Origin of the sequence: Nocardioides sp., from assembly GCF_035576065.1 — a bacterium.
Classification (GTDB): Bacteria; Actinomycetota; Actinomycetes; order Propionibacteriales; family Nocardioidaceae; genus Nocardioides.
In genome coordinates this window covers 54,175-77,328 of the sequence record NZ_DATLWX010000013.1, presented here as the reverse complement: position 1 = coordinate 77,328, position 23,154 = coordinate 54,175, and the positions used below count along the sequence as shown (strand labels likewise).

Here is a 23,154-nt window from a genome sequence, read left to right as displayed (position 1 = left end):
TCAGACGCGCTCAGATGGTCGAGAGCTCATCGGGCGCGAGGTCCGCGTTGAGGCCACGCGACGCCTTCCGGCGGTCGTTCCAGCGCGCGATGATCTCGGAGATGAAGTAGAGGAACACCATCGGCACGGCCATGAAGGTCATCGTGAAGGGGTCGGCCGACGGGGTGGCGACCGCGGCGAAGATGAACATCCCGACGATGATCCAGGGGCGGTGGGCGCCCAACGTCTTGCCGGAGACGACGCCGGCGAGGTTGAGCATCACCACGAACACCGGGATCTCGAAGGCGAGGCCGAACACGAACAGGGTGCGGGTGAAGAACTGGAGGTATTCGTTGACGTCAAGGATGTTGGTGACGCCCTCGGGGTTGAGTCCGATCAAGACCTCGAGGCCCTTGGGCAGCGTGAAGTAGCCGAGGGCGATGCCGATCAGGAACAGCGGGCCCGCGATCGCCGCGAAGATCCGTGACCACTTCCGCTCGCTCGCGTGCAGGCCGGGCACGATGAAGGCCCACACCTGGTAGAGCCAGTAGGGCGCCGTCACCACCAGCGCCGTGAAGCCGGACTGCTTCAGGTAGAGCATGATTCCACCGGAAGCCCCGGCTGTGGCGGGAAACGAGGAGCCCTCGGGGAGCCGCTCCCTGGCCGAGTAGTAGGGGCCGTAGACGATCTCGTTGAGGGGCTCGAAGAAATACAGCGCCAAGCCGAACGCGACGATCATGACGGTGACCGTGCGCAGGATGCGCCCGCGCGCCTCCCGCAGGTGGTCGCCCAGCGCCATCCGGCCGTCGGGACCGACGGGGCTCGACGGCTTGGTCGAGTAGAGACGGGCGAAGCGCCCGACGAAGCTCATAGACCTGGGGTGGTGACGCGGCCGCGCTCAGCCAAGGTTCTTGTGGGTGGGGATCTCCGGCTCGACGTCCGACTGCACCGTGGGCTCAACTCGAGCGGTCGACGTGGAAGGCAGCTCGGCGGCGGGGGCGGGAGACTTCTCGTCCTTGTCCTCGTCGTCCTTGAGGCCCTTGGTCTCGGTCTTGAAGATCCGCAGCGCCTGACCGGTCCCGCGGGCAAGCTCGGGGAGCTTGGCGGCGCCGAACACGAGCACGACGATCGCGAGGATGATCAGCCATTCGGCGCCCTGCGGCATGCCAATCAACGGGTTGATCATGAGGTGCTCCAAAAGTCGGGGACGGCTGTCTGCCTCATCCTACGCGGTGCCCTCGTAGAGGCGCAGCGTTGCCTGCGCGTTGGCCGTGAACGATTCGGCGAATTCTTGGGGAGCCACGACCCGGGCGTGCGGCGCCACCCGGAAGAGCAGCTGCTGGAGCCAGGCCTCGCTCGCGACGTCGAGGGCGACATCGAGGGTGCCGCCGGGACCGGACGCAGTGTCGACCACGGGGTAGTACTCCGGGATCCACTGGGCCTCCGGGGACAGCCGCAGGGTCACTGCCACCGTCTCCCCCTCCCCGCGGAACCAACCCGCCGACAGGTCCCGAGGCTGCGCCGCCAGCTCGGAGACGGCATCGGGGAGCTCCGTGGCCGTCAGGATGCGGTCCAACCGGAAGGCGCGGTCGCCCTGGGCCGTATGGCACCACGCGTCGAGATAGGTCGCATCGCCGACCCGCGTGATGGCGCGCGGGTCCACGACGCGGGTCGACTGCTCGTCGCGGCTCGGCACGTAGTAGGAGATCTCGAGCTGACGGGCACGCTCCAGCGCCCCCTGCAACACCGGCAACAGCTCTTCGCCGGGGTTGTCCTCGGCAGCGACGTGGATCTGTTGCGCCGCTGACGCAGCCCCCGCCGCCTCGAGCTTGGCCAGCGTCCGTTCGACGACCTCGCGAGTCTCCGCTGACGCGTTCTGCTCGATCGCGCGCAACGCCACCACGAGGGCGGCCGCCTCGGAGGGGCCGAACCGGACCGGACGGGCGAGGTAGTCGGCGTTGTCGACCCGGATGATGCCCTCCCCTTCGAGGGCATCGAGGTCGACGTTGATCAGGTCGTCGGGGAATCCGCCCGGCAGACCGCACATGAAGAGCACCCGCAGGTCCTTGTCGAGCTGGGCCGCATCGACCCCGAGGGCCGCGGCCGCCTCGGAGATGCGGACCTCCCCCCGCTGGTGGAGGTAGGGCACCAGCGCAAGGAGCCGGCCGACCTGCTCCCGGGCCGCGTGGACCACCGGACGGGGGGTCGTCATCGCGCCACCTCAGCGAGCCGCGCGAGCACGTCGGAGCGAAGCTCGTGAGGACCCTCGACCAGTGCGCTGGGCCCGAGCGAGAGGACCGCGTTGACCAGGTCGCGGAACTGACCGGTTACGCCCAGACGGTCCCAGGCGGACAGAGCGTCGGGTCCGGTCACGTCCTCCTCGATCGACGTGGCCGACCGGCGCAGCGCGACGCCCGCTCGCTGTCGGACCAGGACCGTCGCATCGATGTCCGGGGTGCTGTGGACGAGGCGGTCGGCGATGGCCTTCACGTCGGTGCCGGGCGGGACGGCGTACGCCCCGGACTTGCCCAGAGCCGTCACCTTGCCCTGGACCCGGGAGAGGCGGAAGACCCGCTCGGCCTCGCGGTCCACGTCGTGTCCGACGACGTACCAGCGCCCCGAGGACCGGACGACGCCCCAGGGTTGCAGCTGGCGCCTCGTGGCCGCTTGCCCAGGTCGTCGGTAGTCGAAGGCGATGACGCGGCGCTTCTGGGTGGCGTCCCAGCACGCGTCGAAGGCCGGCTCCTCGGCGCGCAGGCTCGGCGGCACGAGGTCGAGCCTGCTGGTGTCGATCTCGACACCCTGGGCAGCGAGCTTGCGCATGGCCTCCGTCGTGGCACGAGCCAGCGTGTGCTGCTCCCACGCCCGCGCAGCGATGCCGAGCACCGCAGCCTCGTCGGCCTCGAACCGGATCTCCGGCAGGGACGACGTGTCGGGTGAGATGCGATAGCCCTGCTCGTCGTCGAAGTAGTGGTCGAGGGAGCCGATCTCGATCACGACCCCCAGCTCGCGCAGGTCCTCCTTGTCGCGTTCGAAGGCCTTCTCGAAGGCCTCGTCGCCACGAGGGTTGTCGGCGTATTCGCCGTAGTGCGCCCGGCGGATGTCCTGCTTGGAGACGAAGCGGGTCTGGGCGAGCAGCATGATGTAGAGGTTGAGCAACCGCTCGGACTTCTCAGCCATGACCCGCCCTCCCTTCCGCTCCGGACGAGTCCGCTCAGGCCACGCCGAGGATGTCGATGACGAAGAAGAGCGTGTCGGTGCCCTTGATGCCCGCGCTCTCGTTGCCCTCTTCGCCATAGCCGTCGGCAGGCGGGATGGAGAGGATGACCCGCGATCCGACGGTCTTGCCGACGAGCGCCTTGTCCCAGCCGGGCACGACGCTGCCGATGCCGATCGGGAAGGACGTCGGGTCCTTGGTGTAGGACTCGTCGAAGGACTTCTTGGCGTCGTAGACCTGGCCCAGGTAGTCGACGGCGATGGTCTGCCCCTTCTCGACCACTGCGCCCTCGCCCTTGATCAGGGTGGTGTCGAGGAGGTTCTTGCTCGGCTTGTTGGCCTCAGCGAAGTCGAACCCGGTGATGATGCCGTCGGCCTCGATCAGGGTCGGCGCCCACTTGGCGGCAGGGCGCTCCTCACCGGTCGGTTCGGCTGCGACCGCGCCGAGCAGGTCGATAACGAAGACGACGCCGTCCTTGTTGCCGATGCCGAGCTCGGGGTTGCCGACCTCACCGAACGCGTCCTCCGCCGAACTCGCGACGGCGACACGGGAACCGACGGTGTTGCCGTCGATGGCCTTCTTGAACGGCTCGGAGATCTCGCTCGAGATCAGGAGCTGGGGGGAGTCGGTCTCGTAGGTGTCGTACACCTTCTCCTGGGTGAAGCCGTTGCCGATCCAGATGTGCGCGAGCGCGTTGCTCCCGGCAGCGAGCTCCTCGCCATCGCCCTCGCTGACGACGTCGGTCTCCATCTCGTCAGGAAGCACCTCCCCGTCGAACTCGACCTTGGGCGCCTTGCCCAGCTCGCCGGAGACCTTGATGGTGTCCAGCCCGCCGGCCGCGTCGGCGTCGGAGCCGTCGTCGTCGCCGCAGGCCGTGAGGGTGAGGGCGGACAGCAGAAGCGCACCACCCACCGCAGCGAGTCGGGTGCGAGGGCGGGCGCTGGTGGCGGCGGAGCGAGACACGATGGAGTCACCTAATCGGTTGGTGTGCAGGACAGCGGCGCCACCCTATCCGGCCGCCCCCCAGGGCTGCGCGGAGTAGTCGGGTGCTCCGGTGTCGCGACCGCTGGGCCATGTGAATGCTCCGCTGTCGCGACCGCCAGAAACGCCTCACATGCCGTCGATGAGGCGCTGTACGCGCTCGTCGTACGCCTTGAACGGGTCCTTGCACAGCACAGTGCGTTGCGCCTGGTCGTTGAGCTTGAGGTGCACCCAGTCGACGGTGAAGTCGCGACGGCGCTCCTGGGCCTTGCGGATGAACTCCCCGCGCAGCCGGGCTCGGGTGTTCTGCGGGGGGACGCTCTTGGCCTCGAAGATCTTCAGGTCAGTGGTCACCCGCGCGACGGCCCCGCGCTTCTCCAGCAGGTAGTAGAGCCCGCGACCACGGTGGATGTCGTGGTAGGCCAGGTCGAGCTGCGCGATGCGAGGGTGGCCCATCGGCAGCCCGTGCTTGGCGCGATAGCGGTCGATGAGCTTCCACTTGATCACCCAGTCGATCTCCCGGTCGACGAGCCCGAGGTCATCGGACTCGACTGCCTTGAGCCCGCGCTCCCACAGGTCCAGGGCCTGCTCGATGAGGGGGGTGCTGATCTGCCGACGATCGACGAAGTCGCGGGCCTTGCCGAGGTATTCGCCCTGGATCTCCAGCGCGCTCGCCTCACGACCGTTGGCCAGGCGGACCTTGCGGCGCCCGGTGACGTCGTGGGAGATCTCCCGGATCGCGCGGATGGGGTTCTCCATCGTGAGGTCGCGCATCACCACGCCCTCCTCGATCATCCGCAGCACCAGGTCGCAGGAGGCGACCTTGAGCATGGTGGTGGTCTCGCTCATGTTGGAGTCGCCGACGATCACGTGCAGGCGGCGGTACTTCTCCGCGTCCGCGTGCGGCTCGTCGCGGGTGTTGATGATGGGCCGGCTGCGGGTGGTGGCGCTGGAGACACCCTCCCAGATGTGCTCGGCGCGCTGGGACACGCTGTAGGACGCCCCTCGAGGGGTCTGGGTGACCTTGCCCGCCCCCACGACGATCTGCCGCGTCACCAGGAAGGGGATGAGCACGTCGGCGAGCTTGCTGAACTCCCCCGCCCGGCCGACGAGGTAGTTCTCGTGACAGCCGTAGGAGTTGCCGGCCGAGTCGGTGTTGTTCTTGAAGAGGTAGATGTCGCCGGCGATGCCCTCGTCGTGCAGGCGCTGCTCGGCATCGAGGAGCAGTCCCTCGAGGATCCGCTCGCCGGCCTTGTCGTGGGCGACGAGCTCGGCGATGTCGTCGCACTCGGGCGTCGCGTATTCAGGATGGCTGCCGACGTCGAGGTAGAGCCGCGCGCCGTTGCGGAGGAAGACGTTGCTCGAGCGCCCCCAGCTGACCACCTTGCGGAAGAGGTAGCGCGCCACCTCGTCGGGACTGAGTCGTCGCTGCCCCTTGAACGTGCAGGTGACGCCGTACTCGTTCTCGATCCCGAAGATGCGTCGGTCCATGTCTCCACCCTAGGCCGCACACGGTCGCGGGTCCCGCTCATTCGGGTGAGGGATTGGCGCACCCGGACGCGGAAGTGGGTAGACAGGGGGCATGACCTCCTTGTGGCTCGAGCACCCCAGGCCGCGCACGCCGTCTTGCCGGACGACGCCGTCTGCGACGTCGTCATCGTGGGGGCGGGGGTCACCGGCCTGGTGACCGCTGTCCAGGCGGCGCGCGCCGGGCTGTCCGTGATCGTCCTGGAGGCCCGGACGGCCGGGGCAGCGACGACCGGCAACACCACCGCCAAGGTGAGCCTGCTCCAGGGCACGAAGCTGCGGCGGATCCGACGCACGCACCCCCTCTCGATCGTGAGGTCGTACGTCGACGCCAACAGTCGCGGCCAGGAATGGCTGTGGGACTTCTGCCGAGCCTCCGGCGTCGCCGCCGAGAGCCAGGCCGCCGTCACCTACGCGACCTCCCCTGCCGGTGAGGCGAGGGTCCGTGCCGAGCTGGAGGTGGCGCGGGAGGTGGGTCTCGACGCCGAGTGGACCGATGCGTCCGAGCTGCCCTTCCCCGTGATCGGCGGCGTGCGGCTGGCGAACCAGTTCCAGCTCCATCCGATCGAGATGGTGGAGGCACTGGCCGCAGACCTGCAGGCCAACGGCGGAGTGCTTCACGAGCACTCCCGTGTGCAGGGCGTCTCGAGCATCGACGACGGGGTCGAGGCCCGGACCGAGACCGGGACGATCACGGCGCGTCACCTCGTGGTCGCCACCAGCATGCCGATCCTGGACCGCGGCGGCTTCTTCGCCCGCCAGACACCTCAACGCTCCTACGCCGCAACACTCCGACCGGGGTGGCTCCCTGACGCGATGTACCTGTCGGCGGAGGCGCCGTCCCGGTCCATCAGGCGCGCTGAGTGGCAGGGCGAACCCGTGTTGCTGGTCGGGGGCCACGGCCACGTCACCGGCCGGGTCGACTCGGAGGCAGGCCACCTGGCCGACCTGCTCGACTGGGCGCAGTCGGACCTGGGTGCCGGCGAGGTCACGCACACGTGGTCGGCCCAGGACCAGAGCCCCGTGGACGAGCTGCCCTACGTCGGGCCGCTGCTCCCGGGGGACGACCGGGTGCTCGTGGCCACCGGTTTCGACAAGTGGGGCTTCACGAACGCCGCGGGCGCCGCCGAGCTGCTGACGGCGAGGATGACCGGGCGCGAGCTCGACTCCGAGGCGATGCGCAGCTGGTCGCCCTGGGAGGCGACCGGCATCCCCCGGGCCTTGCTGGCGAACGGCGCCGTGGGCTACCGCATGGCGCAGGGCTGGTTGCGAGCCTTCGCCGGGGGCCAGCCTCCCCAGCCGGCTGAGGGCACAGGCACGGTCGCGCAGCGCGCGGGACGACCGGTGGCGGTCTGCACGGTCGGCGGAGTCACCCGCGAGGTCTCGGCCGTGTGCCCCCACCTGCACGGGATCGTGTCCTGGAACGATGCGGAGCAGTCATGGGACTGCCCGCTGCATGGCTCCCGCTTCACCCCGGACGGGCACGTGCTGGAGGGACCGGCGACGCAGCCGCTCTCCCCCCTCTGACGCTTCCCCTCAGGGCAGCGGGTCCGACGGGTCCGACGGGCCTGTGGGGTCGGCAGGAGGGGTGGCCGGGCTCGGGGGCTGGGTCGGGTCAGGGACGGGCGGCTGTGGCGCGGGCGGTGGCGCCTGCCCAGGTTGGACCGGATCGGTCGGCTGCGGCACCGGCGACGTGCTGGGCGGGCCGGTCGGTGGGGCCACCGGGTGCTCCAGCGGCTCTCCGGACGTCGGGTGCTCCAACGGCGGCACTCCCCCACTGACCTGGTCGGTCGGGTCGCTCGGGTCGTCGGTCGCTCCGGACGAGGGCGGCGTCGCGCCACCGTTGTCCTCGGTCAGCGGGGTGTCGGCCTCCTCCGGTCCGCGGTCGCCGAGGATCGCGGCCAGGCGCTCCTCTCGCAGCCGGACGAACTTCCGGGGCTTGGTCCGCGTCCTGTCCAGGGCGGCGACCTCGAGGTCGGCCACCGGGATCACGCGGTCGCCGGCATCCGTGTGGCCCAGAGCAGCCACTGCGACGTGCAGCGCATCCTCGAGGGTGGCGCCTTCCGTGTAGTGCTCCTTGAGGTGGCTGGCCGTGGACTCGGCGTTGCCGCCCATGACCGCGAAGCCGTGCTCGTCGGCGACCTGGCCGTCGTAGGTGAGCCGGTAGACCTGGTCGCCGGCTGCCGCGTCGCCCACCTCTGCGACGAAGATTTCGACCTCGTAGGGCTTCTCACCGCCGCTGGAGAAGATCGAGCCGAGCGTCTGGGCGTAGGCGTTCGCCAACCCACGCCCCGTGACGTCGCGCCGGTCGTAGGCGTAGCCGCGCATGTCCGCGAGGCGTACGCCGGCGATCCTGAGGTTCTCGAACTCGTTGTAGCGACCCACGGCGGCGAAGGCGATGCGGTCGTAGATCTCGGAGACCTTGTGCAGGGCCTGCGACGGGTTCTCGGAGACGAAGAGGATGCCGTCGGCGTACTGGATCGCCACGACCGACCGCCCCCGCGCGATGCCCTTGCGGGCGAAGTCGGCACGGTCCTTCATCATCTGCTCGGGCGAGACATAGAACGGTGTGCTCATCTTGACGCCTCCTTGGCAGGGCGGGCGGCGTGGGTGGGGGGCGTGGAACTGCTGGTTGAGTTCATGACCATCCTCAGATCAGGGCCGCGGCCGGGCCGTCGGGGCGCTGCATGCGGGACGCGAGCATGCGGTCGGCGATCTCGGCGACCTCGGCCTCGGGGACTCGGTGACCGCCCTCGGCCGTCACCACGTGCACGACCGGGAAGATCCGGCGCGTCAGGTCGGGACCGCCCGTCGCGGAGTCGTCGTCGGCGGCGTCGTAGAGCGCCTGGATCACGGCCATCACGCACTCCTCGGCCGAGAAGTCCTCGCGATAGAGCTTCTTCAGCGAACCGCGAGCGAACAGCGAGCCCGATCCGACGCTGTGGAAGGCCTGCTCCTCGTAGCGTCCGCCGGTCACGTCGTAGCTGAAGATGCGGCCCTGGTCCGCCGCGAGGTCGAAACCCGCGAACAGGGGGACGACCGCGAGGCCCTGCATGGCGAGCCCGAGGTTGGCGCGGATGAGCGCTGCGAGCCGGTTGGCCTTGCCGTCCATGGACAGCGTCGTGCCCTCGATCTTCTCGTAGTGCTCGAGCTCGGTCTGGAACAGCCGCACCATCTCGACAGCGAGACCGGCGGTCCCGGCGATGCCGACCACGGAGTATTCGTCGGCCGGGAAGACCTTCTCGATGTCGCGCTGGGCGATGATGTTGCCCATGGTGGCGCGCCGGTCACCGGCCATCACGACCCCGTGCGGGAAGGTGGCGGCGACGATGGTGGTGGCGTGCGGGGCGAGGTCGCCTGCGTTGCCGGCGGGGACTGCTCGCCGCGACGGCAACAGGTCGGGGGCCTGGCCGGCGAGGAACTCGCTGAAGGACGCGGACCCCGGCATGAGGTAGGCCAACGGCAGTCGAGGCTCGCTCACCTCACTGGCCGCCCTTCTGGATGAAGGACTTCACGAAGTCCTCGGCGTTGGTCTCGAGCACCTCGTCGATCTCGTCGAGGATCGCGTCGACGTCATCGTCGATGACCTCCTTGCGCTCCGCGACGTCGGTCTCGACGACCTCTTCGGTCGACGTCTCGTCCTGGGTGGACTTGCGCGGTTGCTTCTGCTCCTGGGCCATGTCCTGACCCTATCCAGAAAAGGAAAGCGCGCACGGGAAGAGGGCGGGGATGGCCCGCCGGATCGCCGACCGGGCCGGGGCGAGCCTGCCAAACTGGTGGCGGACGACAGCAGAAATGGTCGACACGATGTCGCGGGCCGCCAGTTGCGACACCACCGGCATCCTGAGCCGGGACGCCGGCCTGGATCCGGCGCTCGCGGCCCTCAGCGGGCGGTGAGTCGCGACACCAGCTCCAGTGCGGTGTCGCACTCGTCGAGCAGGTCGCCGACGTGCTCCTTGCTGCCGCGGAGCGGGTCGATCGTGGGCACCCGCTGCAGCGACTCCCGGCCGGGAAGGTCGAAGATCACCGAGTCCCACGAGGCGGCCGCCACGTCGCCGGCGAACTTCTCCAGGCACCGGCCCCGGAAGTAGGCTCGGGTGTCGGTGGGCGGGTCGTGCATGGCGCGCTCGATCGTGGCGTCGTCGACCAGCCGTTCGATCCGGCCGGCTGCCGCCAGCTTGTAGTAGAGGCCCTTCTCCGGCCGGATGTCGCTGTACTGGAGGTCGATCAGGTGCAGCTTGGCGTCGTCCCAGTCGAGGTTGTCGCGATCGCGGTACTGCGTGAGGAGCTTGAGCTTCGCGACCCAGTCGAGCTCCCCCGCGCACAGCATGGGGTCCTGCTCGAGCCGGGTGAGCACGGACTCCCACCGCGCGAGCACGTCGCGCGTCTGGGGGTCCGCGTCGTCGCCGAGTCGCTCGGCGACGTACTTGCTGGCCAGGTCGAGGTATTCGAGCTGGAGCTGGACGGCGGTGATGGTGCGGCCGTCGTGCATGGTCAACAGGTGCTGGAGCGTCGGGTCGTGGGACACCGCACGCAGCGAAGCCACCGGCGACGAGACGGCGAGGTCGATGGTGATGAAGCGGTCCTCGATCATCGACAGCACGAGGGCCGTCGTGCCGACCTTGAGGTAGGTCGACACCTCGGCGAGATTGGCGTCACCGAGGATCACATGGAGCCGGCGGTATTTCTCCGGGTCGGCGTGCGGCTCGTCGCGCGTGTTGATGATGGGCCGCTTGAGCGTCGTCTCGAGGCCCACCTCGACCTCGAAGAAGTCGGCCCGCTGGCTGATCTGGAACCCGTGCTCGCGCCCGTCCTGGCCGATGCCCACCCGGCCCGCTCCGGTCACGACCTGACGGCTGACGAAGAACGGGATGAGGTGGCGGACGATGTCGCCGAACGGGGTCGAACGGCGCATCAGGTAGTTCTCGTGGGAGCCGTAGGAGGCGCCCTTGTTGTCGGTGTTGTTCTTGTAGAGCACGATCGGCGTCGTGCTCTGGGCCTGGGAGGCGAGCCGCTGGGCGTCGAGCATCACCTGCTCCCCCGCCTTGTCCCAGATGACGATGTCCAACGGCGTCGTCACCTCGGGGGTGGAGTATTCGGGGTGGGCGTGGTCGACGTAGAGCCGCGCGCCGTTGGTGAGGATCACGTTGGCGAGCCCGAGGTCCTCGTCGGTGAGCTGGCTCGGGTCTGCGATCTGCCGTGCCATGTCGAAGCCTCGCGCGTCACGCAGCGGGGACTCCTCCTCGAAGTCCCAGCGGGCGCGCCTGGCCTTGACGGTGCTCGAGGCATAGGCGTTGACCACCTGCGAGGACGCGACCATCGGATTGGCCAGGGGCAGGCCCTGGACCGAGATGCCGTATTCGACCTCGGTGCCCATCACGCGCCGTACGCTCATGGTCCGAGCCTACGAGCACAGCACCACAAGTTCGCCACGGGAGGCGAGATGTCGCTCTGGACCGACCGGGTCGTCCCACGCCTGGCCGATGCGTCGCTGAAGACACCTGAGGTGATGGAGCTGCGGGCGCGTGTGTGTCCGGGCCTGTACGGCAAGGTGCTCGAGATCGGCTTCGGCAGCGGTCTCAACGTGACCTGCTACCCCGATGAGGTCACCAGCGTCAGCGCCGTGGAGCCCTCCGACGTCGGGTGGCAGCTCTCGGAGAAGCGTCGGTCGGCCTCCAGCGCGCCTGTCCACAGGTCAGGCCTGGACGGACAGCGCCTCACGGAGCCGGACGGCTCGCACGACGCCGCGCTCAGCACCTTCAGCCTCTGCACGATCCCTGACCCCAGGCGTGCGCTCGCGGAGGTGCGCCGCGTCATCGCGCCGGGCGCGGCTCTGCACTTCCTCGAGCACGGACTGGCTCCCGATGCCGGGGTCGAGAAGTGGCAGCGGCGACTGGAACCGATGCAGCGCCGGATGGCAGGAGGCTGTCACCTCACTCGAGACATCCCGGGCCTGGTGCGCGAGGCAGGCTTCGAGATCGAGACGCTCGAGAAGGTCTACGCTCCCGGCCCGCGCGTGTCGCGGCCGTGGAGCTATGTCTATTTCGGCGTGGCGCGAGCGCCTCGCTGAGTCAGCGGCGTCCGCGCAGCAGGCCCATGACCAGCAGCACGACGACGACGATCACGGCGATGATGATGATGGTGCGCAGCATGGGAGCTCCCGGGGGTGTGGGGCACTGCGTTGTGCCCGGTCTGGGCACTCTAGCCCTCGTCAGGCGCTAGGAGCGGGACTGACGCGCCTGGAGGGCGTGGGCGATGTTGACGGCGCTCATGCCACCCCACGCGAAGATCAAGCTGAAGAGCGAGAGTTCCCCGTTCTCGGGCACAGCCAGACAGATGGCCGTCATCGGGATGCCCGCCAGCACCGAGACGATGCCGAGGGCGAGCTGACGGGCGCCGGCCGACTTCTGCGCGGCCTGGCGGCGATCTCGGATCTGCACCTCGGCGCCGACGCGACGCTCGACCTCCGCCTGGATCCGGTCGGCGAACCCGTCGACGAGCTCGGTGTCATAGCGCAGCCCGAGCTCGCGGCGGGTCTCCAGCACCGCCTCGATCTCTGATCGCTCCAGCTCGTCGCCGGGTGTCACAGATATTGGCCGGTGTTGGCGACCGTGTCGATGGACCGGCCCGGCTCGGTCCCCTGCTTGCCGGTGACGAGTGTGCGGATGAAGACGATCCGCTCGCCCTTCTTGCCGGAGATCCGCGCCCAGTCGTCGGGGTTGGTCGTGTTGGGCAGGTCCTCGTTCTCCTTGAACTCGTCGACACACGCCTGGAGCATGTGCTGGACGCGGATGCCCCGCTGCTGCTGGTCGAGGAAGTCCTTGATCGCCATCTTCTTGGCGCGGTCGACGATGTTCTGGATCATCGCGCCGGAGTTGAAGTCCTTGAAGTAGAGGACCTCCTTGTCGCCGTTGGCGTAGGTGACCTCGAGGAAGCGGTTCTCCTCGGACTCGGTGTACATCCGCTCGACGGTGGCCTGGATCATCCCGCCCACGCAGGCCTCGGCGTCTCCCCCGAACTCGGCGAGGTCCACCGCGTGCAGGGGCAGGTCGGCGGTGAGGTACTTGGTGAAGATGTCGCGCGCCGACTCCGCGTCGGGCCGCTCGATCTTGATCTTCACGTCGAGGCGCCCCGGGCGCAGGATCGCCGGATCGATCATGTCCTCGCGGTTGGAGGCGCCGATCACCAGGACGTTCTCCAGCGTCTCGACACCGTCGATCTCGCTCAGCAGCTGCGGGACGATGGTGTTTTCCACGTCGGAGGACACCCCCGAGCCGCGGGTGCGGAACAGGGAGTCCATCTCGTCGAAGAACACGATCACCGGGGTCCCCTCCGAGGCCTTCTCCCGGGCGCGCTGGAAGACGAGCCGGATGTGGCGCTCGGTCTCGCCGACGTACTTGTTCAAGAGCTCGGGGCCCTTGATGTTCAAGAAGTAGGACTTGCCCGAGCTTCCCGTCTTCTCGCTCACCTTCTTGGCCAGCGAGTTGGCCACGGCCTTGGCGATCAGCGTCTTGCCGCAGCCGGGAGGGCCGTAGAGCAGCACGCCCTTCGGCGGCTTGAGCTTGTGGTCCTTGAAGAGTTCGGGATAGAGGTACGGCAGCTCGACCGCGTCGCGAATGGCGTCGATCTGCGTGACCAGGCCGCCGATGCGGGAGTAGTCGATGTCAGGCACTTCTTCGAGGACGAGCTCCTCGACCTCCGACTTGGGCACCCGCTCGTAGGCGTAGCCCGCCCGCGCGTCGAGCAGCAGCGAGTCACCGGCCTTGGGCAGGGCGGCCAGGAGCGGCGCCGCGAGGCGGACGACGCGTTCCTCGTCCGCGTTGGCGATCACCAGGGCGCGCTGCCCGTCTTCGAGGAGCTCCTTGAACATCACCACCTCGCCGACCTTCTCGAAGTCGAGCGCGGCCACCACGTTGAGCGCCTCGTTGAGCATGACTTCCTGGCCCTTGACCAGCTCGTCGAGGTCGACAGCCGGGCTGACGTTGACGCGGAGCTTGCGCCCGCCGGTGAAGACGTCGACGGAGTCGTCCTCGTTGCGAGCCAGGAAGGTGCCGAAGCCAGCCGGCGGCTGCGCCAGCCGGTCGACCTCCTCCTTGAGCTTCATGATCTGGTCGCGGGCCTCACGCAGGGTCTGGGCCAGCCGCTCGTTCTGGCTGGTGACCGCAGCGAGCGAGCGTTGCGTGTCGGCGAGTCGTAGGTCCAGGCCGCGCGAGTGGCCGGGCCCCTCGGTCAGCCGGCGCCGAAGGTCGGAGACCTCGGCCTCCAGGAAGCGGACCTGCGTGGCGAGCTCCTCGGGACTCATCCCGGCACCCGAGGAAGCTTCTGTCGAATCGGACATGTGCGTCACCTCCTGTTGTCCTTGACATTACCCACCGCCCGATGGGACGGCAGTGAATATCGGATCGTGTTGATCACGATTTCGACGCAGTACGCCGCCCAGGACCCGCCGAGGGCCGGCGGCCCGCCGTGGTCACGAGTCAGGGTCGTTGAGCCGCCGGATGTCCAGCAGCTCGTCCTCGGTGAACTCCCCGGACGCGACCAGCACCCGCTGGACCACCGCTGACTTGCGGGCGATGTAGGTGTCGATGTCCATCGTCGGGTCGGACGCCAGGGAAAGTTTCACGTCGGCGTACTCGTCGCGAAGGTCGTCGCGCGCCCTGAGCACGTCGCGGACGGCCAGGTGGTTGCGGACGTTCATCGTCCCCTCCGCGCAGGCGTAGACGTGCCGGCGCGGGTGGTCGTCCGGGGCCCGGAACGCCTCACGACCGACCACTCCGAGGTCGCCGCGGTGGACGTAGCCGACGGACTCGAGTGCCCGGACCGCGGCCGGCACGTCAGGTCCCGGCACGATCACGTCGATGTCGAGGATCGGCTTGGCCGCGAGCCCCGGCACCGAGGTCGAGCCCACGTGCTCGACCCGCGCGTGCGGAAGGGTCGCGAGCGCCGTACGAAGGACCGAGGCGACCTCGTCGAAGTCCCGTGCCCAGGCGTCCGACCACGGGACCACCTCGATGTTCACTCCACGGACTCGGCGGCGGCCTCGGTCGCGGGCGGGAGGTCGGCCGGTCGAGGACCGGTGTAGTCGGGGCCGTACGCGCCCGGTGCGGGCCGGCGGGTCTTGCGTGGCGGCTTCTCCCCCGGCGACATCCTCCGGGCGGTGACCAGGAACGCGGTGTGCCCGATCATCTTGTGGTCGGGTCGCACGGCCAGGCCCTCGACGTGCCAGTCCCGGACGAGCGACTCCCAGGGGTGGGGTTCGGTGAAGCCGCCGTGAGCGCGCAGGGTCTCCACCACCCGCGACAGCTGGGTCGTGGTGGCGACGTAGGCGCAGACGATGCCGCCGGGGACGAGCTTGTCGGCGACGACGTCCACACAGTTCCACGGGTCCAGCATGTCGAGGATGATCCGGTCGACCTGCCCGTCCAGCTCGGGCAGCAGGAGCTTGAGGTCGCCCAGTCGGAGGTCCCAGGCGGGGTGCGTGGCACCGGGGGGCGCGTTGAAGAACTGGTCGACGTTGCGCTTGGCGACCTCCGCGAACTCCTCACGCAGCTCGTAGGACGTGACCCGGCCCCACGGACCCACCGCCCGCAGGAGCGAGCAGGTCAGCGCTCCAGAACCGGCTCCGGCCTCGACCACCCGGGCACCGGGGTAGATGTCGACGAGCGCGACGATCTGGGCGGCGTCCTTCGGATAGACGACCGCCGCCCCACGGGGCATCGAGACCACGAACTCCGAGAGCAGCGGACGGAAGACGAGGTACTCCCCGCCGGCGGACGAGACGACCGTGAACCCCTCGTCGCGGCCGATCATCTCGTCATGGTCGAGGTGGCCCTTGTTGGAGAAGAAGCGCTTGCCGGCGGTCAGCTCGAAGTTGTGCTTGCGGCCCTTCTGGTCCTTGAGACGCACCCACTCGCCTTCGCGCAGCGGACCGCGGTGGACCCCCGACCACGCCTCTGCGGGCACGTCGGGACTGGGCTGTACTGAACTCTCAGGCATGCGCGGAACCCTAGTTGGGCCACAGTCAGGCGCGTGATTCCCGGAACGCCTTGTCCACGTCGGCGGTGGAGAGCACGCCCAGCACCGAGCCGTCCTCCTCGAGGAGGAGGTACTCCTCGGCCGGTCGCCGGCTGATCGCCGTGATCAGGTCCTCCCCTGCGATCGTCGCGGCGAGGGTGAGTCCCTCCTCCAGGGGCCGGGAAACCGTGCTGGTCGTGACCCACGGCCGGCGTTCCTCCGGGGTCGCCCGGACGGCCGACTCGCTGACGATCCCGGTGGGTGTCCCGGTCGGGCTGACCGTCACGATGCTGCTGGCGTCCACCCCCTGCGCCCGGCGCAGGGCTTCGGCCAGCGGGGTGTCGCCGGGCACTGCGAGCGTACGACGGGCAAGCCCCCGGGCCACGAGGAGCGGGATGCGGCTGCGCAGTCGCGCCTGCGCCATCGCGGCGGTGGCCCCGGTCCACAGGAACAGGCCCAGCACGACCACGAGCAGGTAGTCGAACAGCGTGGCCCGGACGTCGAAGACCTCTCGCTGGATCATCGGCCAGGCGAGCACGAGCACGGCTGTCAGGCGCCCGCCCCAGCCGGCGACGATGGTGCCGAGGGTGGCATTGCCGGAGGCACCCCAGACCAGTGCCTTCAGCACGCGCCCACCGTCGAGCGGGAGCCCCGGGACCAGGTTGAGAACACCGATCAGGAGGTTGGCCCCGGCGAGGCCTTCGACCGCGACCCGGACCAGCCCTTCCGGGAGCAGGAACCACAACCCCACCGCGGCTGCTCCGACGGCGATCGAGGTGAGCGGACCGACGACAGCGATCCAGAACTCCTGGCGGGGCCGCTGCGCGGTGTTGTCGATCTCCGTCTGGCCGCCGAGGAAGTGCAACGTGATCGAGTTGACGTGGAAACCGAACCGCTGCGCCATGATGGCGTGCGACGCCTCGTGGAGCAGGATCGAGAGGTACAGCACGATCGCGAAGACGAGCCCGACGACGTACTTGAGCGGCCCCAGGCCGGGCTCGACCTGCTCGATCCGGGGCTCGATGGCGAAGGCGATCAACCCGGCGATGATGAACCACGAGCTGTTGACCAGCACGTCGATGCCGGCCACGGAGCCGATCCGGAGCGTCCCGGGAGGCCGGTTCGGGCTCGCGGGAGGCGTCTGCGTCACCACCGGAGCCTAGCCGGGACGACGTCGCAAGCCGTTGTCGGTGCCGCGGCCTAGGGTGCCGCCATGCCCAGGACGTCGCCCGCCGAGATCGTCTCCACGCCCGTGGACGGCGTCGAGGTGCTCGGCGCGCTCTCGCCGAGCCGGGCTGCCGACTTCATGACGTGCCCGTTGATGTATCGCTACCGCACCATCGACAAGCTTCCGGACCAGCCGTCAGCCGACGCTGTGCGCGGCACCCTCGTGCACAAGGTCCTCGAGGACCTCTTCGACCTGCCGTCGACCGAGCGGACCTCCGACCGGGCGGCTGACCTGCTCGTGCCGTCGTGGAGCGCTCTGCTCGAGCAGTCTCCGGAGCTCGCCGAGATGTTCGGCGGTGATGGCCCGGACGTCGCCTCCTGGCTCACCAGCTGCCGGGAGGTGCTCACCCGCTACTTCACGCTGGAGGACCCTGCTCGCCTCGAGCCCGCGGAGCGTGAGCTGTACGTCGAGGCGCTGCTGAGCAGCAAGCTGCTGCTGCGCGGCTTCGTGGACCGCATCGACATCTCCGCCGACGGCCGCATCCGGGTGGTGGACTACAAGACGGGCCGAAGCCCCGGCCCCGAGTTCGAGGCCAAGGCCTTGTTCCAGATGAAGTTCTACGCCCTGGTGATCTGGCGCACCCGCGGTGTGGTCCCGGCAATGCTGCAGCTCGTCTACCTCGGCAACGGAGAGATCCTCCGCTACGAGCCCGACGAGGCCGACCTGCTCGCCACCGAGCGCAAGGTCGAGGCGATCTGGCGCGCCGTCTCCGAGTGCAAGGAGTCGGGCGACTGGCGCCCCCGCAGGTCCCGCCTGTGCTCGTGGTGCTCCTTCCAGGAGCACTGCCCCGAGTTCGGCGGCACCATCCTCCCGCTGCCCGCGCGTCTCCCGGTGCCTGACCCGGCAGGCGACCTCGACACCGTCGAGGGCCTCACGGTGCCCTGACGAGGATGGCGGTGATTCGGTGCCACCCGGTGGCACCGGACTACCGCTGTGACGCCGCTAGAGCTGCCCCAGGTCCGTCGCCGTCATCCCGAGCAGGGTGTCGCGGAAGACGCGGCGCTCGCCCGCCAGGATCGGCACGTGGTGGGGCACGCACAGCACGAGGCAACCGGCGGCAACCCCGGACTTCGCGCCGGTGTTGGAGTCCTCGATCGCCACGCAGTCCTCAGGCGCGACCCCCAGCGCTGCCGCCGCGGTGAGGTAGGGCTCGGGGTGCGGCTTGCCGAACTCGACCCGGTCACCGGTGACGATGGACCCGAAGCTGTCGGCGGACAGGTGCGCCAGGATCGGCTCGACGAAGCGCTGCCACGACATCGTGACCAGCGCGCACGGCACGTTGTTGGCACGGAGGTCGGCGAGCAGCTCGAGGGCGCCCGGACGCCACGGCACGGACTGCTGCACGCGCGCGACGACGCCGTCCAGCAGCTCGTCGACGATCTGCTGCGGGGTGCGGTCGATGTCCATGTGCACCCGGATGTAGTTGCCCGACTCGAGCAGGTCGTTGCCGACGAGGTTGAGCGCGTGCTCCTCCGACCACGTGCCGCCGTACTTCTCGGCCATGGCGTACTCGGTCTCGATCCAGTACGGCTCGGTGTCGACGAGGGTTCCGTCCATGTCCCACAGCACGGCCTTGGGGAGCCGCGGACTGCCTTCCAGGCGCTGACCTGCAGGTTCTCGTGATACGGCGGTGTTCAGAATGTTCTCCCCAGGGCTCCATGCGAGTATCGATGCGACTATCCACCCTAGTTCGGGGGTGCGGCGCATGGGCGGGCATCCCGGTGAACGGCTGACATCCAGACGCCGACACCCCTATTGGGTGGCGCCGCGGCACACCTGCTGGGTATGAGCAACCACACCATCGCACCCGCGATCACCACCTGGGCCGAGCTACGCACGCCGGACCTCGAGGTTCTGAACCGAGTCGAGGTCGCCCGCCTGCTGGCCATCGACCCGCGCACCGTCGACCACGGGATCGACGATGGCACCATCCCCGCGGTGCGCATCGGCCGCCGGGTCCTCATCCCCCGACGTCCGTTCCTGGAGACCTTCTGCATCGCCACTCGTCAGGGCACTCCACCTGATCCACCGCGATGATCGTTGCGGCGTATTGCTGCATGGGTGCCTGCGGCGGGGCGACGTCGGTGTCCTCGGAGGGCCACATCCAGATCATCGCGGCCAGCGTGACCACCGCGAACGGCACGATCACCGCCCAGTCGATTCGCGGCGTCCGATCCTCGACCTCGGCAGGTCGCGAGTGATGTCCGCCCATTCGCTGCAGTCCTCACCGTCAGATTGTCCAAGCCCAGCCTGCCCTGCCGCCGGGCGTCGATGCTGGCGGCAGGCCCCGTCCGGTCCAGCCGGAGGTGACGCCCCGGTGACACACCGCGAACGCGACGGGTACGGCGCCAGGACGCTGGCGCAACCGAAGAATGATGCCGACCCCGTTGGCTTGCCGACATGGCGACCCACCAAGCGATCGGAGCCACCGCGGAGGCGGTCAGCAGGCTGCTGGCCCAGTCGTGGAAGCCCGCGCTGATCCCGGGGATCACGCCGAGTTTCGAGGTCTATCACGGCAAGGACTTCGCCACTCCGATGGCGGCCGGGATCTCGGTGTTCGTCTATCAGGTCGGCATCGACGACGTCCAGCGCACGCTGCCGCCTGCCGAGCCGAAGCACAAGCGACCGCTCCCGGTGCGGATCTGGCTGCTCCTGACCGCCTGGGCTCAGGACGCGTCGACCGAGCACGCCCTGCTGGGCTGGGCGATGCGAGCCGTGGCCGACCATCCGGCGTTGAACAGCGGCTTCCTCAACGCCGCGACCAGCGGCGTGTTCCGCAACGACGAGACCGTCGAGCTGTCGCCGGCGGCGCTCACCAACGACGAGGTCTTCCAGCTGTGGCAGTCGCTGCCCGGCGACCTTCAGCTGTCGATGCCTTACCTCGCCCGAGTGCTGCGCATCGAGTCCACCCTGGTCGAGACCGTCGGTCCGCCGGTGGTCGAGCGTGACCTCGACTACGGGGTGCTGGTGCCGTGACGATTCGGGTGCTCGAGCGCACCGGCTATCGCGCACCCTTGGCCGTGCTGTGTCGCGACGGGGTGAGCGACGCGGTCGTCGCCGGCGACCTGGTGGCCACCGCCTGGCGGCGTGACGATCCGACTCGGAGCTATTCCGGGCGCCGCTCACCTGTCTCCGGCATCCTCGGCTGGGGCAGGCTCCCCGGCACCGGGCGCTCCACGCACGCGGTCGCCGCACCCGGCGAGGACCTGGTGTTCCCGACACCCACCCCGATCGACTTCTGCGTGCGCGTGGAGGACACCGCGGGCCGATATCTGCCGGTCATCGTCCGGACGACCGTGCCGGTGAACGCCCCCGTCGCCGTACCCCTCTCGTCGGCGCCACAACGTCCACTGCGCAGCGGCATGGCCACCGTCCGGGGCGAGGTGCACCGCGACAGCGACGACAGCTCGCTCGGTTGGGCGCTGGTGCGCGTGGACACCGGCGCCGGGGTCTTCCAGACGGTCGCCGACGACCACGGCCGGTTCCTGCTCCAGCTCCCCTATCCCGAGGCGCTCCCACCCCTCGCATCGCCACCGGTCGGGCTGGGCGCGGTCACCTGGGACGTCACGATCTCCGTGCGCAGCAAGCCGAGCGCCCTCATGCGCTCACCCGGGACCCGACCCCACGACCCGCCCGAGCTCGGCTCGGTGACGACCCAAGCTGCGGCCCAACTGATTGACGGTGGACCGCATCCCACGCTGACCGCGCCCCTCGCGTTCGGTGTCCCGCTCGTCCTCGCTCTGAGGGCGGTGCCCGCATGACCTCTATCCCGTCCAGCCCGCAGGTCCGACCAGATGTGGAGGCGATCTCGCCATGCCCCAATACCTAGCCCCAGGTGTGTACGTCGAAGAGATCTCCGGGCCTCGCACCATCGCCGGAGTCAGCACGACCACGGCTGCCTTCGTCGGCCCGACTCGCTATGGCCCGACGAGTGGCCGGCCACGGCTGCTGACGTCGTATGCCGACTATGTCCGGATCTATGGCGACGCCGTCGACCTCGACCTCGATGACTCGCCGACGACCAACCACATGGCGATCGCGGTCCGCGGCTTCTTCGAGGAGGGCGGCGGCAGCCTCTATGTCGCCCGGCTCTTCGAGTATGCCGACGCCGACCTGCGCAAGGACCACGCGACTGCGACCTTCGGCGCGACCTCCAAGCTGCCCGCCATCGCCCGCTTCCCCGGACAGGCGGGCCGGGTTCGAGCGACCTTCACGCTCCGCGTCGGCAACAGCATCAAGGTCGGTCAGGGCAGCACGTCGGCGCTCACCCGGGTGCGACCCTTCGACACCGTGTGGGTGCCCAACTCGGCGACGCCCGGCGCGGCCGGCAAGGTCTATGTCGTCGCTCACAACCCGGCCACGGACGCGATGGAGCTGGTCGGCCAGGGCTCGGGCGCTCTGGACCTGACGACCCTGGTCGCCGGGGTCGGCGTCCACCTGCTCACGGTCCTGGTGGAGACCCAGACCCCCACCCTCAACCGGCAGGGCCAGGCGACATATGGGCCCAGGACGGCCGTCGGCGAGTTCGGCTTCGACCAGCGTGCCATCGGCACCGGAGTGACGACGGTCCTCACCGCCAACCCGCCGTCTCGCGGCCAGGCGATGACGGTGCCGATCGCCTTCGAGCCCGCGGCGTCACTGCCCAACGACCCCGCCAAGTGGACCGTCGCGGTCGTCGGGGAGATCTTCACCGACGCGATCCTCAAGACGGCCACCGAAGCGGCGACGTCGGTCGAGGAACGGCAGGTGACCCTGGTGTTCGCTGGGGGCGGCGATGGTGACCGCCCGACGTCGACGACCTATGAGGGCAGCCCGATGTTCGTCGACCTGCAGGCGGCCGACACCGTCAATCCGAACCCAGCCGACAGCCTGCTCAACGGGCTACTGGCGTTCGAGCCGATCGAGGACATCTCCACCGTCTGTGCCCCCGGCGCCGCCGGCGGCTGGGGAGCCGCCGCCAACACCGTCGGTGCCTACACCCAGGCCGTCAACAGCGAGGTGGTCACGCACTGCGAGCGGATGCAATATCGCACCGCCGCGCTCGACACCCCCGCCGGCCTGTTGCCGGGTGACGCCCTGGACTTCCGCAACCTCGGGTCCTCGACGCACGCGTCGCTCTACTACCCGTGGCTCACGGTGGCGCATCCGGTCGACGGCAACCGGATCAATGTGCCCCCGGCGCCGTTCATGACGGGGATCTGGGCCCGCAGCGACAACGCCCGCGGCGTGATCAAGGCGCCCGCCAACGAGCCGGTCCGCTCGGCCCTCGACCTCGAGATCCGGTTGAACAAGCCGCAGCAGGAGCTGCTCAACCCGCAGGGCGTGAACTGCCTGCGTTACTTCCCCGGCTCGGGCTTCTTGGTCTGGGGTGCGCGCACCATCTCCGACGACCCCGAGTGGAAATATCTCAACCTTCGTCGATATTTCAATTATGTCGAGAAATCGATCGACGAGGGCACCCAGTGGTGCGTCTTCGAGATCAACGGCCCGGCGCTCTGGGACGCCGTCCGCCATACGGTCGAGGGCTTCCTCCTCAACGAGTGGCGTTCCGGAGCACTGCTCGGGTCCAAGCCGGAGCACGGGTTCTTCGTCCGCTGCGACGCCTCGACCATGACCTCGGACGACCTCGACCAAGGCCGCCTGATCTGCGTCGTCGGCATCGCCGCCGCCCGACCGGCCGAGTTCGTGATCTTCCGGATCGGCCAACTGACGGCCACCACCGCCTAGACCACAACGAGTTCGAGGAGCAGCAATGGCAACCACCCGCGACAACCCCTACGGCAGCTTCAACTTCCTCGTGGACTTCTCCAACGGCGACAGCGCCAGCGTGCTGGCGGGCTTCCAGGAGGTCAGCGGGATGAACATCGAGGTCACCTCGGCGGACTATCGCAACGGCAACTCCAAGGTGAACCGACCGGTCAAGGTCAACGGCGTCTACAAAGTCGGGGACGTGACCTTCAAGCGCGGCGTGATGGGCAGTCTCGACCTCTATCAATGGGTCGACGACGTGCGCAAGGGCGCGAAGGTGCAGCGGTCGGTGACGATCAGCCTGCAGGACGAGGCGCACGAGGGCCCGGTCATGACCTGGAAGCTCACCAACGCGCGGCCCATCCGCTACACAGCCCCCTCGCTGAACGCCAAGACGGGGACCGACGTCGCGATCGAGGAGCTCGTGCTCTCGATCGAGGACATCGAGATCGAGTGATCC

At 69.1% G+C, this 23,154-nt stretch carries 27 protein-coding genes; 10 read left to right on the top strand and 17 right to left on the bottom strand.

Annotated features, from left to right (window positions below; genetic code table 11):
• Positions 1–10 precede the first annotated feature (10 nt).
• The 6 genes from tatC to pafA all read right to left on the bottom strand — a co-directional run bounded on the left by tatC (position 11) and on the right by pafA (position 5,668).
• Positions 11–850 carry a twin-arginine translocase subunit TatC gene (gene tatC / locus VNJ48_RS06645; protein WP_325600343.1) on the bottom strand — a complete coding sequence of 280 codons (840 nt, stop codon included), beginning with the start codon at positions 848–850 and terminating at the stop codon, positions 11–13.
• 27 nt (positions 851–877) lie between these two features.
• Positions 878–1,165: a twin-arginine translocase TatA/TatE family subunit gene (gene tatA / locus VNJ48_RS06640; RefSeq protein ID WP_325600341.1), complete on the bottom strand. Its 288-nt coding sequence runs from the start codon at positions 1,163–1,165 to the stop codon at positions 878–880.
• Between the two features lie 39 nt (positions 1,166–1,204).
• Positions 1,205–2,191, bottom strand: a complete 987-nt coding sequence (locus VNJ48_RS06635; RefSeq protein WP_325600339.1) for a WYL domain-containing protein — start codon at positions 2,189–2,191, stop codon at positions 1,205–1,207.
• Positions 2,188–3,159 (bottom strand): helix-turn-helix transcriptional regulator, encoded by a 972-nt coding sequence (locus VNJ48_RS06630; RefSeq protein ID WP_325600337.1) that lies wholly within the window; start codon positions 3,157–3,159, stop codon positions 2,188–2,190. Before VNJ48_RS06630 ends, VNJ48_RS06635 begins: the two co-directional genes overlap by 4 nt.
• Before the next feature lie 34 nt (positions 3,160–3,193).
• Positions 3,194–4,159 carry an FKBP-type peptidyl-prolyl cis-trans isomerase gene (locus VNJ48_RS06625; RefSeq protein WP_325600335.1) on the bottom strand — a complete coding sequence of 322 codons (966 nt, stop codon included), beginning with the start codon at positions 4,157–4,159 and terminating at the stop codon, positions 3,194–3,196.
• A 147-nt stretch (positions 4,160–4,306) separates the two neighbouring features.
• On the bottom strand, positions 4,307–5,668 hold the full coding sequence (gene pafA / locus VNJ48_RS06620) for a Pup--protein ligase (RefSeq protein WP_325600333.1): 1,362 nt from the start codon (positions 5,666–5,668) through the stop codon (positions 4,307–4,309).
• Between the two features lie 102 nt (positions 5,669–5,770).
• Between pafA and VNJ48_RS06615 the strand changes: the two genes are divergently transcribed.
• Positions 5,771–7,231, top strand: a complete 1,461-nt coding sequence (locus tag VNJ48_RS06615; RefSeq protein ID WP_325600331.1) for an FAD-dependent oxidoreductase — start codon at positions 5,771–5,773, stop codon at positions 7,229–7,231.
• Positions 7,232–7,240: 9 nt separating this feature from the next.
• Here the strand turns inward: VNJ48_RS06615 and prcA are convergent, their stop codons facing one another.
• From prcA to VNJ48_RS06600, 3 genes are all read right to left on the bottom strand, one after another.
• Positions 7,241–8,281 carry a proteasome subunit alpha gene (gene prcA / locus VNJ48_RS06610; RefSeq protein WP_414689919.1) on the bottom strand — a complete coding sequence of 347 codons (1,041 nt, stop codon included), beginning with the start codon at positions 8,279–8,281 and terminating at the stop codon, positions 7,241–7,243.
• 73 nt (positions 8,282–8,354) lie between these two features.
• Positions 8,355–9,185 (bottom strand): proteasome subunit beta, encoded by an 831-nt coding sequence (gene prcB, locus VNJ48_RS06605; RefSeq protein ID WP_325600329.1) that lies wholly within the window; start codon positions 9,183–9,185, stop codon positions 8,355–8,357.
• 1 nt (position 9,186) lies between these two features.
• On the bottom strand, positions 9,187–9,384 hold the full coding sequence (locus tag VNJ48_RS06600) for a ubiquitin-like protein Pup (RefSeq protein ID WP_325600327.1): 198 nt from the start codon (positions 9,382–9,384) through the stop codon (positions 9,187–9,189).
• A gap of 49 nt (positions 9,385–9,433) precedes the next feature.
• Between VNJ48_RS06600 and VNJ48_RS06595 the strand changes: the two genes are divergently transcribed.
• Positions 9,434–9,601 carry a hypothetical protein gene (locus VNJ48_RS06595; protein ID WP_325600325.1) on the top strand — a complete coding sequence of 56 codons (168 nt, stop codon included), beginning with the start codon at positions 9,434–9,436 and terminating at the stop codon, positions 9,599–9,601.
• Here the strand turns inward: VNJ48_RS06595 and dop are convergent.
• Complete coding sequence (gene dop / locus VNJ48_RS06590; RefSeq protein ID WP_325600323.1) at positions 9,588–11,099, bottom strand: depupylase/deamidase Dop; 1,512 nt, start codon at positions 11,097–11,099, stop codon at positions 9,588–9,590. The two genes, VNJ48_RS06595 and dop, sit on opposite strands and share 14 nt — an antisense overlap.
• Before the next feature lie 48 nt (positions 11,100–11,147).
• Between dop and VNJ48_RS06585 the strand changes: the two genes are divergently transcribed.
• A complete protein-coding gene (locus VNJ48_RS06585) occupies positions 11,148–11,774 on the top strand; it encodes a class I SAM-dependent methyltransferase (RefSeq protein ID WP_325600321.1) in 627 nt (208 codons plus the stop codon).
• Between the two features lies 1 nt (position 11,775).
• On the opposite strand, the gene VNJ48_RS06580 is transcribed toward VNJ48_RS06585, so the two are convergent.
• The 6 genes from VNJ48_RS06580 to VNJ48_RS06555 all read right to left on the bottom strand — a co-directional run bounded on the left by VNJ48_RS06580 (position 11,776) and on the right by VNJ48_RS06555 (position 16,868).
• Positions 11,776–11,904, bottom strand: a complete 129-nt coding sequence (locus VNJ48_RS06580; protein ID WP_325600320.1) for a hypothetical protein — start codon at positions 11,902–11,904, stop codon at positions 11,776–11,778.
• Between the two features lie 18 nt (positions 11,905–11,922).
• A complete protein-coding gene (locus tag VNJ48_RS06575) occupies positions 11,923–12,291 on the bottom strand; it encodes a hypothetical protein (RefSeq protein ID WP_325600318.1) in 369 nt (122 codons plus the stop codon).
• Positions 12,288–14,042, bottom strand: a complete 1,755-nt coding sequence (gene arc / locus VNJ48_RS06570) for a proteasome ATPase (RefSeq protein WP_325600316.1) — start codon at positions 14,040–14,042, stop codon at positions 12,288–12,290. Before arc ends, VNJ48_RS06575 begins: the two co-directional genes overlap by 4 nt.
• Before the next feature lie 132 nt (positions 14,043–14,174).
• Positions 14,175–14,723 (bottom strand): GrpB family protein, encoded by a 549-nt coding sequence (locus tag VNJ48_RS06565; RefSeq protein WP_325600314.1) that lies wholly within the window; start codon positions 14,721–14,723, stop codon positions 14,175–14,177.
• The gene (locus VNJ48_RS06560) at positions 14,720–15,700 is read right to left on the bottom strand and encodes a tRNA (adenine-N1)-methyltransferase (RefSeq protein ID WP_325600313.1); all 981 of its coding nucleotides are present in this window, start codon (positions 15,698–15,700) and stop codon (positions 14,720–14,722) included. Before VNJ48_RS06560 ends, VNJ48_RS06565 begins: the two co-directional genes overlap by 4 nt.
• Before the next feature lie 25 nt (positions 15,701–15,725).
• Entirely contained in the window at positions 15,726–16,868 is a 1,143-nt protein-coding gene (locus tag VNJ48_RS06555) for a site-2 protease family protein (RefSeq protein ID WP_325600311.1), read from the bottom strand.
• Positions 16,869–16,931: 63 nt separating this feature from the next.
• On the opposite strand from VNJ48_RS06555, the gene VNJ48_RS06550 reads away from it, so the two are divergent.
• Positions 16,932–17,831, top strand: a complete 900-nt coding sequence (locus VNJ48_RS06550; protein ID WP_325600309.1) for a PD-(D/E)XK nuclease family protein — start codon at positions 16,932–16,934, stop codon at positions 17,829–17,831.
• A 57-nt stretch (positions 17,832–17,888) separates the two neighbouring features.
• On the opposite strand, the gene VNJ48_RS06545 is transcribed toward VNJ48_RS06550, so the two are convergent.
• Positions 17,889–18,515: an HAD family phosphatase gene (locus VNJ48_RS06545; protein WP_325600307.1), complete on the bottom strand. Its 627-nt coding sequence runs from the start codon at positions 18,513–18,515 to the stop codon at positions 17,889–17,891.
• A gap of 216 nt (positions 18,516–18,731) precedes the next feature.
• Here VNJ48_RS06545 and VNJ48_RS06540 point away from each other — a divergent pair, with 216 nt between their 5' ends.
• From VNJ48_RS06540 to VNJ48_RS06515, 6 genes are all read left to right on the top strand, one after another.
• On the top strand, positions 18,732–18,983 hold the full coding sequence (locus VNJ48_RS06540; protein WP_325600305.1) for a helix-turn-helix domain-containing protein: 252 nt from the start codon (positions 18,732–18,734) through the stop codon (positions 18,981–18,983).
• Positions 18,980–19,147: a hypothetical protein gene (locus VNJ48_RS06535; protein ID WP_325600303.1), complete on the top strand. Its 168-nt coding sequence runs from the start codon at positions 18,980–18,982 to the stop codon at positions 19,145–19,147. The genes VNJ48_RS06540 and VNJ48_RS06535 overlap by 4 nt, the downstream gene beginning before the upstream one ends.
• A gap of 199 nt (positions 19,148–19,346) precedes the next feature.
• The gene (locus VNJ48_RS06530) at positions 19,347–19,922 is read left to right on the top strand and encodes a DUF4255 domain-containing protein (protein WP_325600301.1); all 576 of its coding nucleotides are present in this window, start codon (positions 19,347–19,349) and stop codon (positions 19,920–19,922) included.
• Complete coding sequence (locus VNJ48_RS06525) at positions 19,919–20,707, top strand: hypothetical protein (protein WP_325600299.1); 789 nt, start codon at positions 19,919–19,921, stop codon at positions 20,705–20,707. Before VNJ48_RS06530 ends, VNJ48_RS06525 begins: the two co-directional genes overlap by 4 nt.
• A gap of 52 nt (positions 20,708–20,759) precedes the next feature.
• The gene (locus tag VNJ48_RS06520) at positions 20,760–22,673 is read left to right on the top strand and encodes a phage tail sheath subtilisin-like domain-containing protein (RefSeq protein ID WP_325600297.1); all 1,914 of its coding nucleotides are present in this window, start codon (positions 20,760–20,762) and stop codon (positions 22,671–22,673) included.
• A 25-nt stretch (positions 22,674–22,698) separates the two neighbouring features.
• Complete coding sequence (locus VNJ48_RS06515) at positions 22,699–23,151, top strand: phage tail protein (RefSeq protein ID WP_325600295.1); 453 nt, start codon at positions 22,699–22,701, stop codon at positions 23,149–23,151.
• Positions 23,152–23,154: the final 3 nt, after the last annotated feature.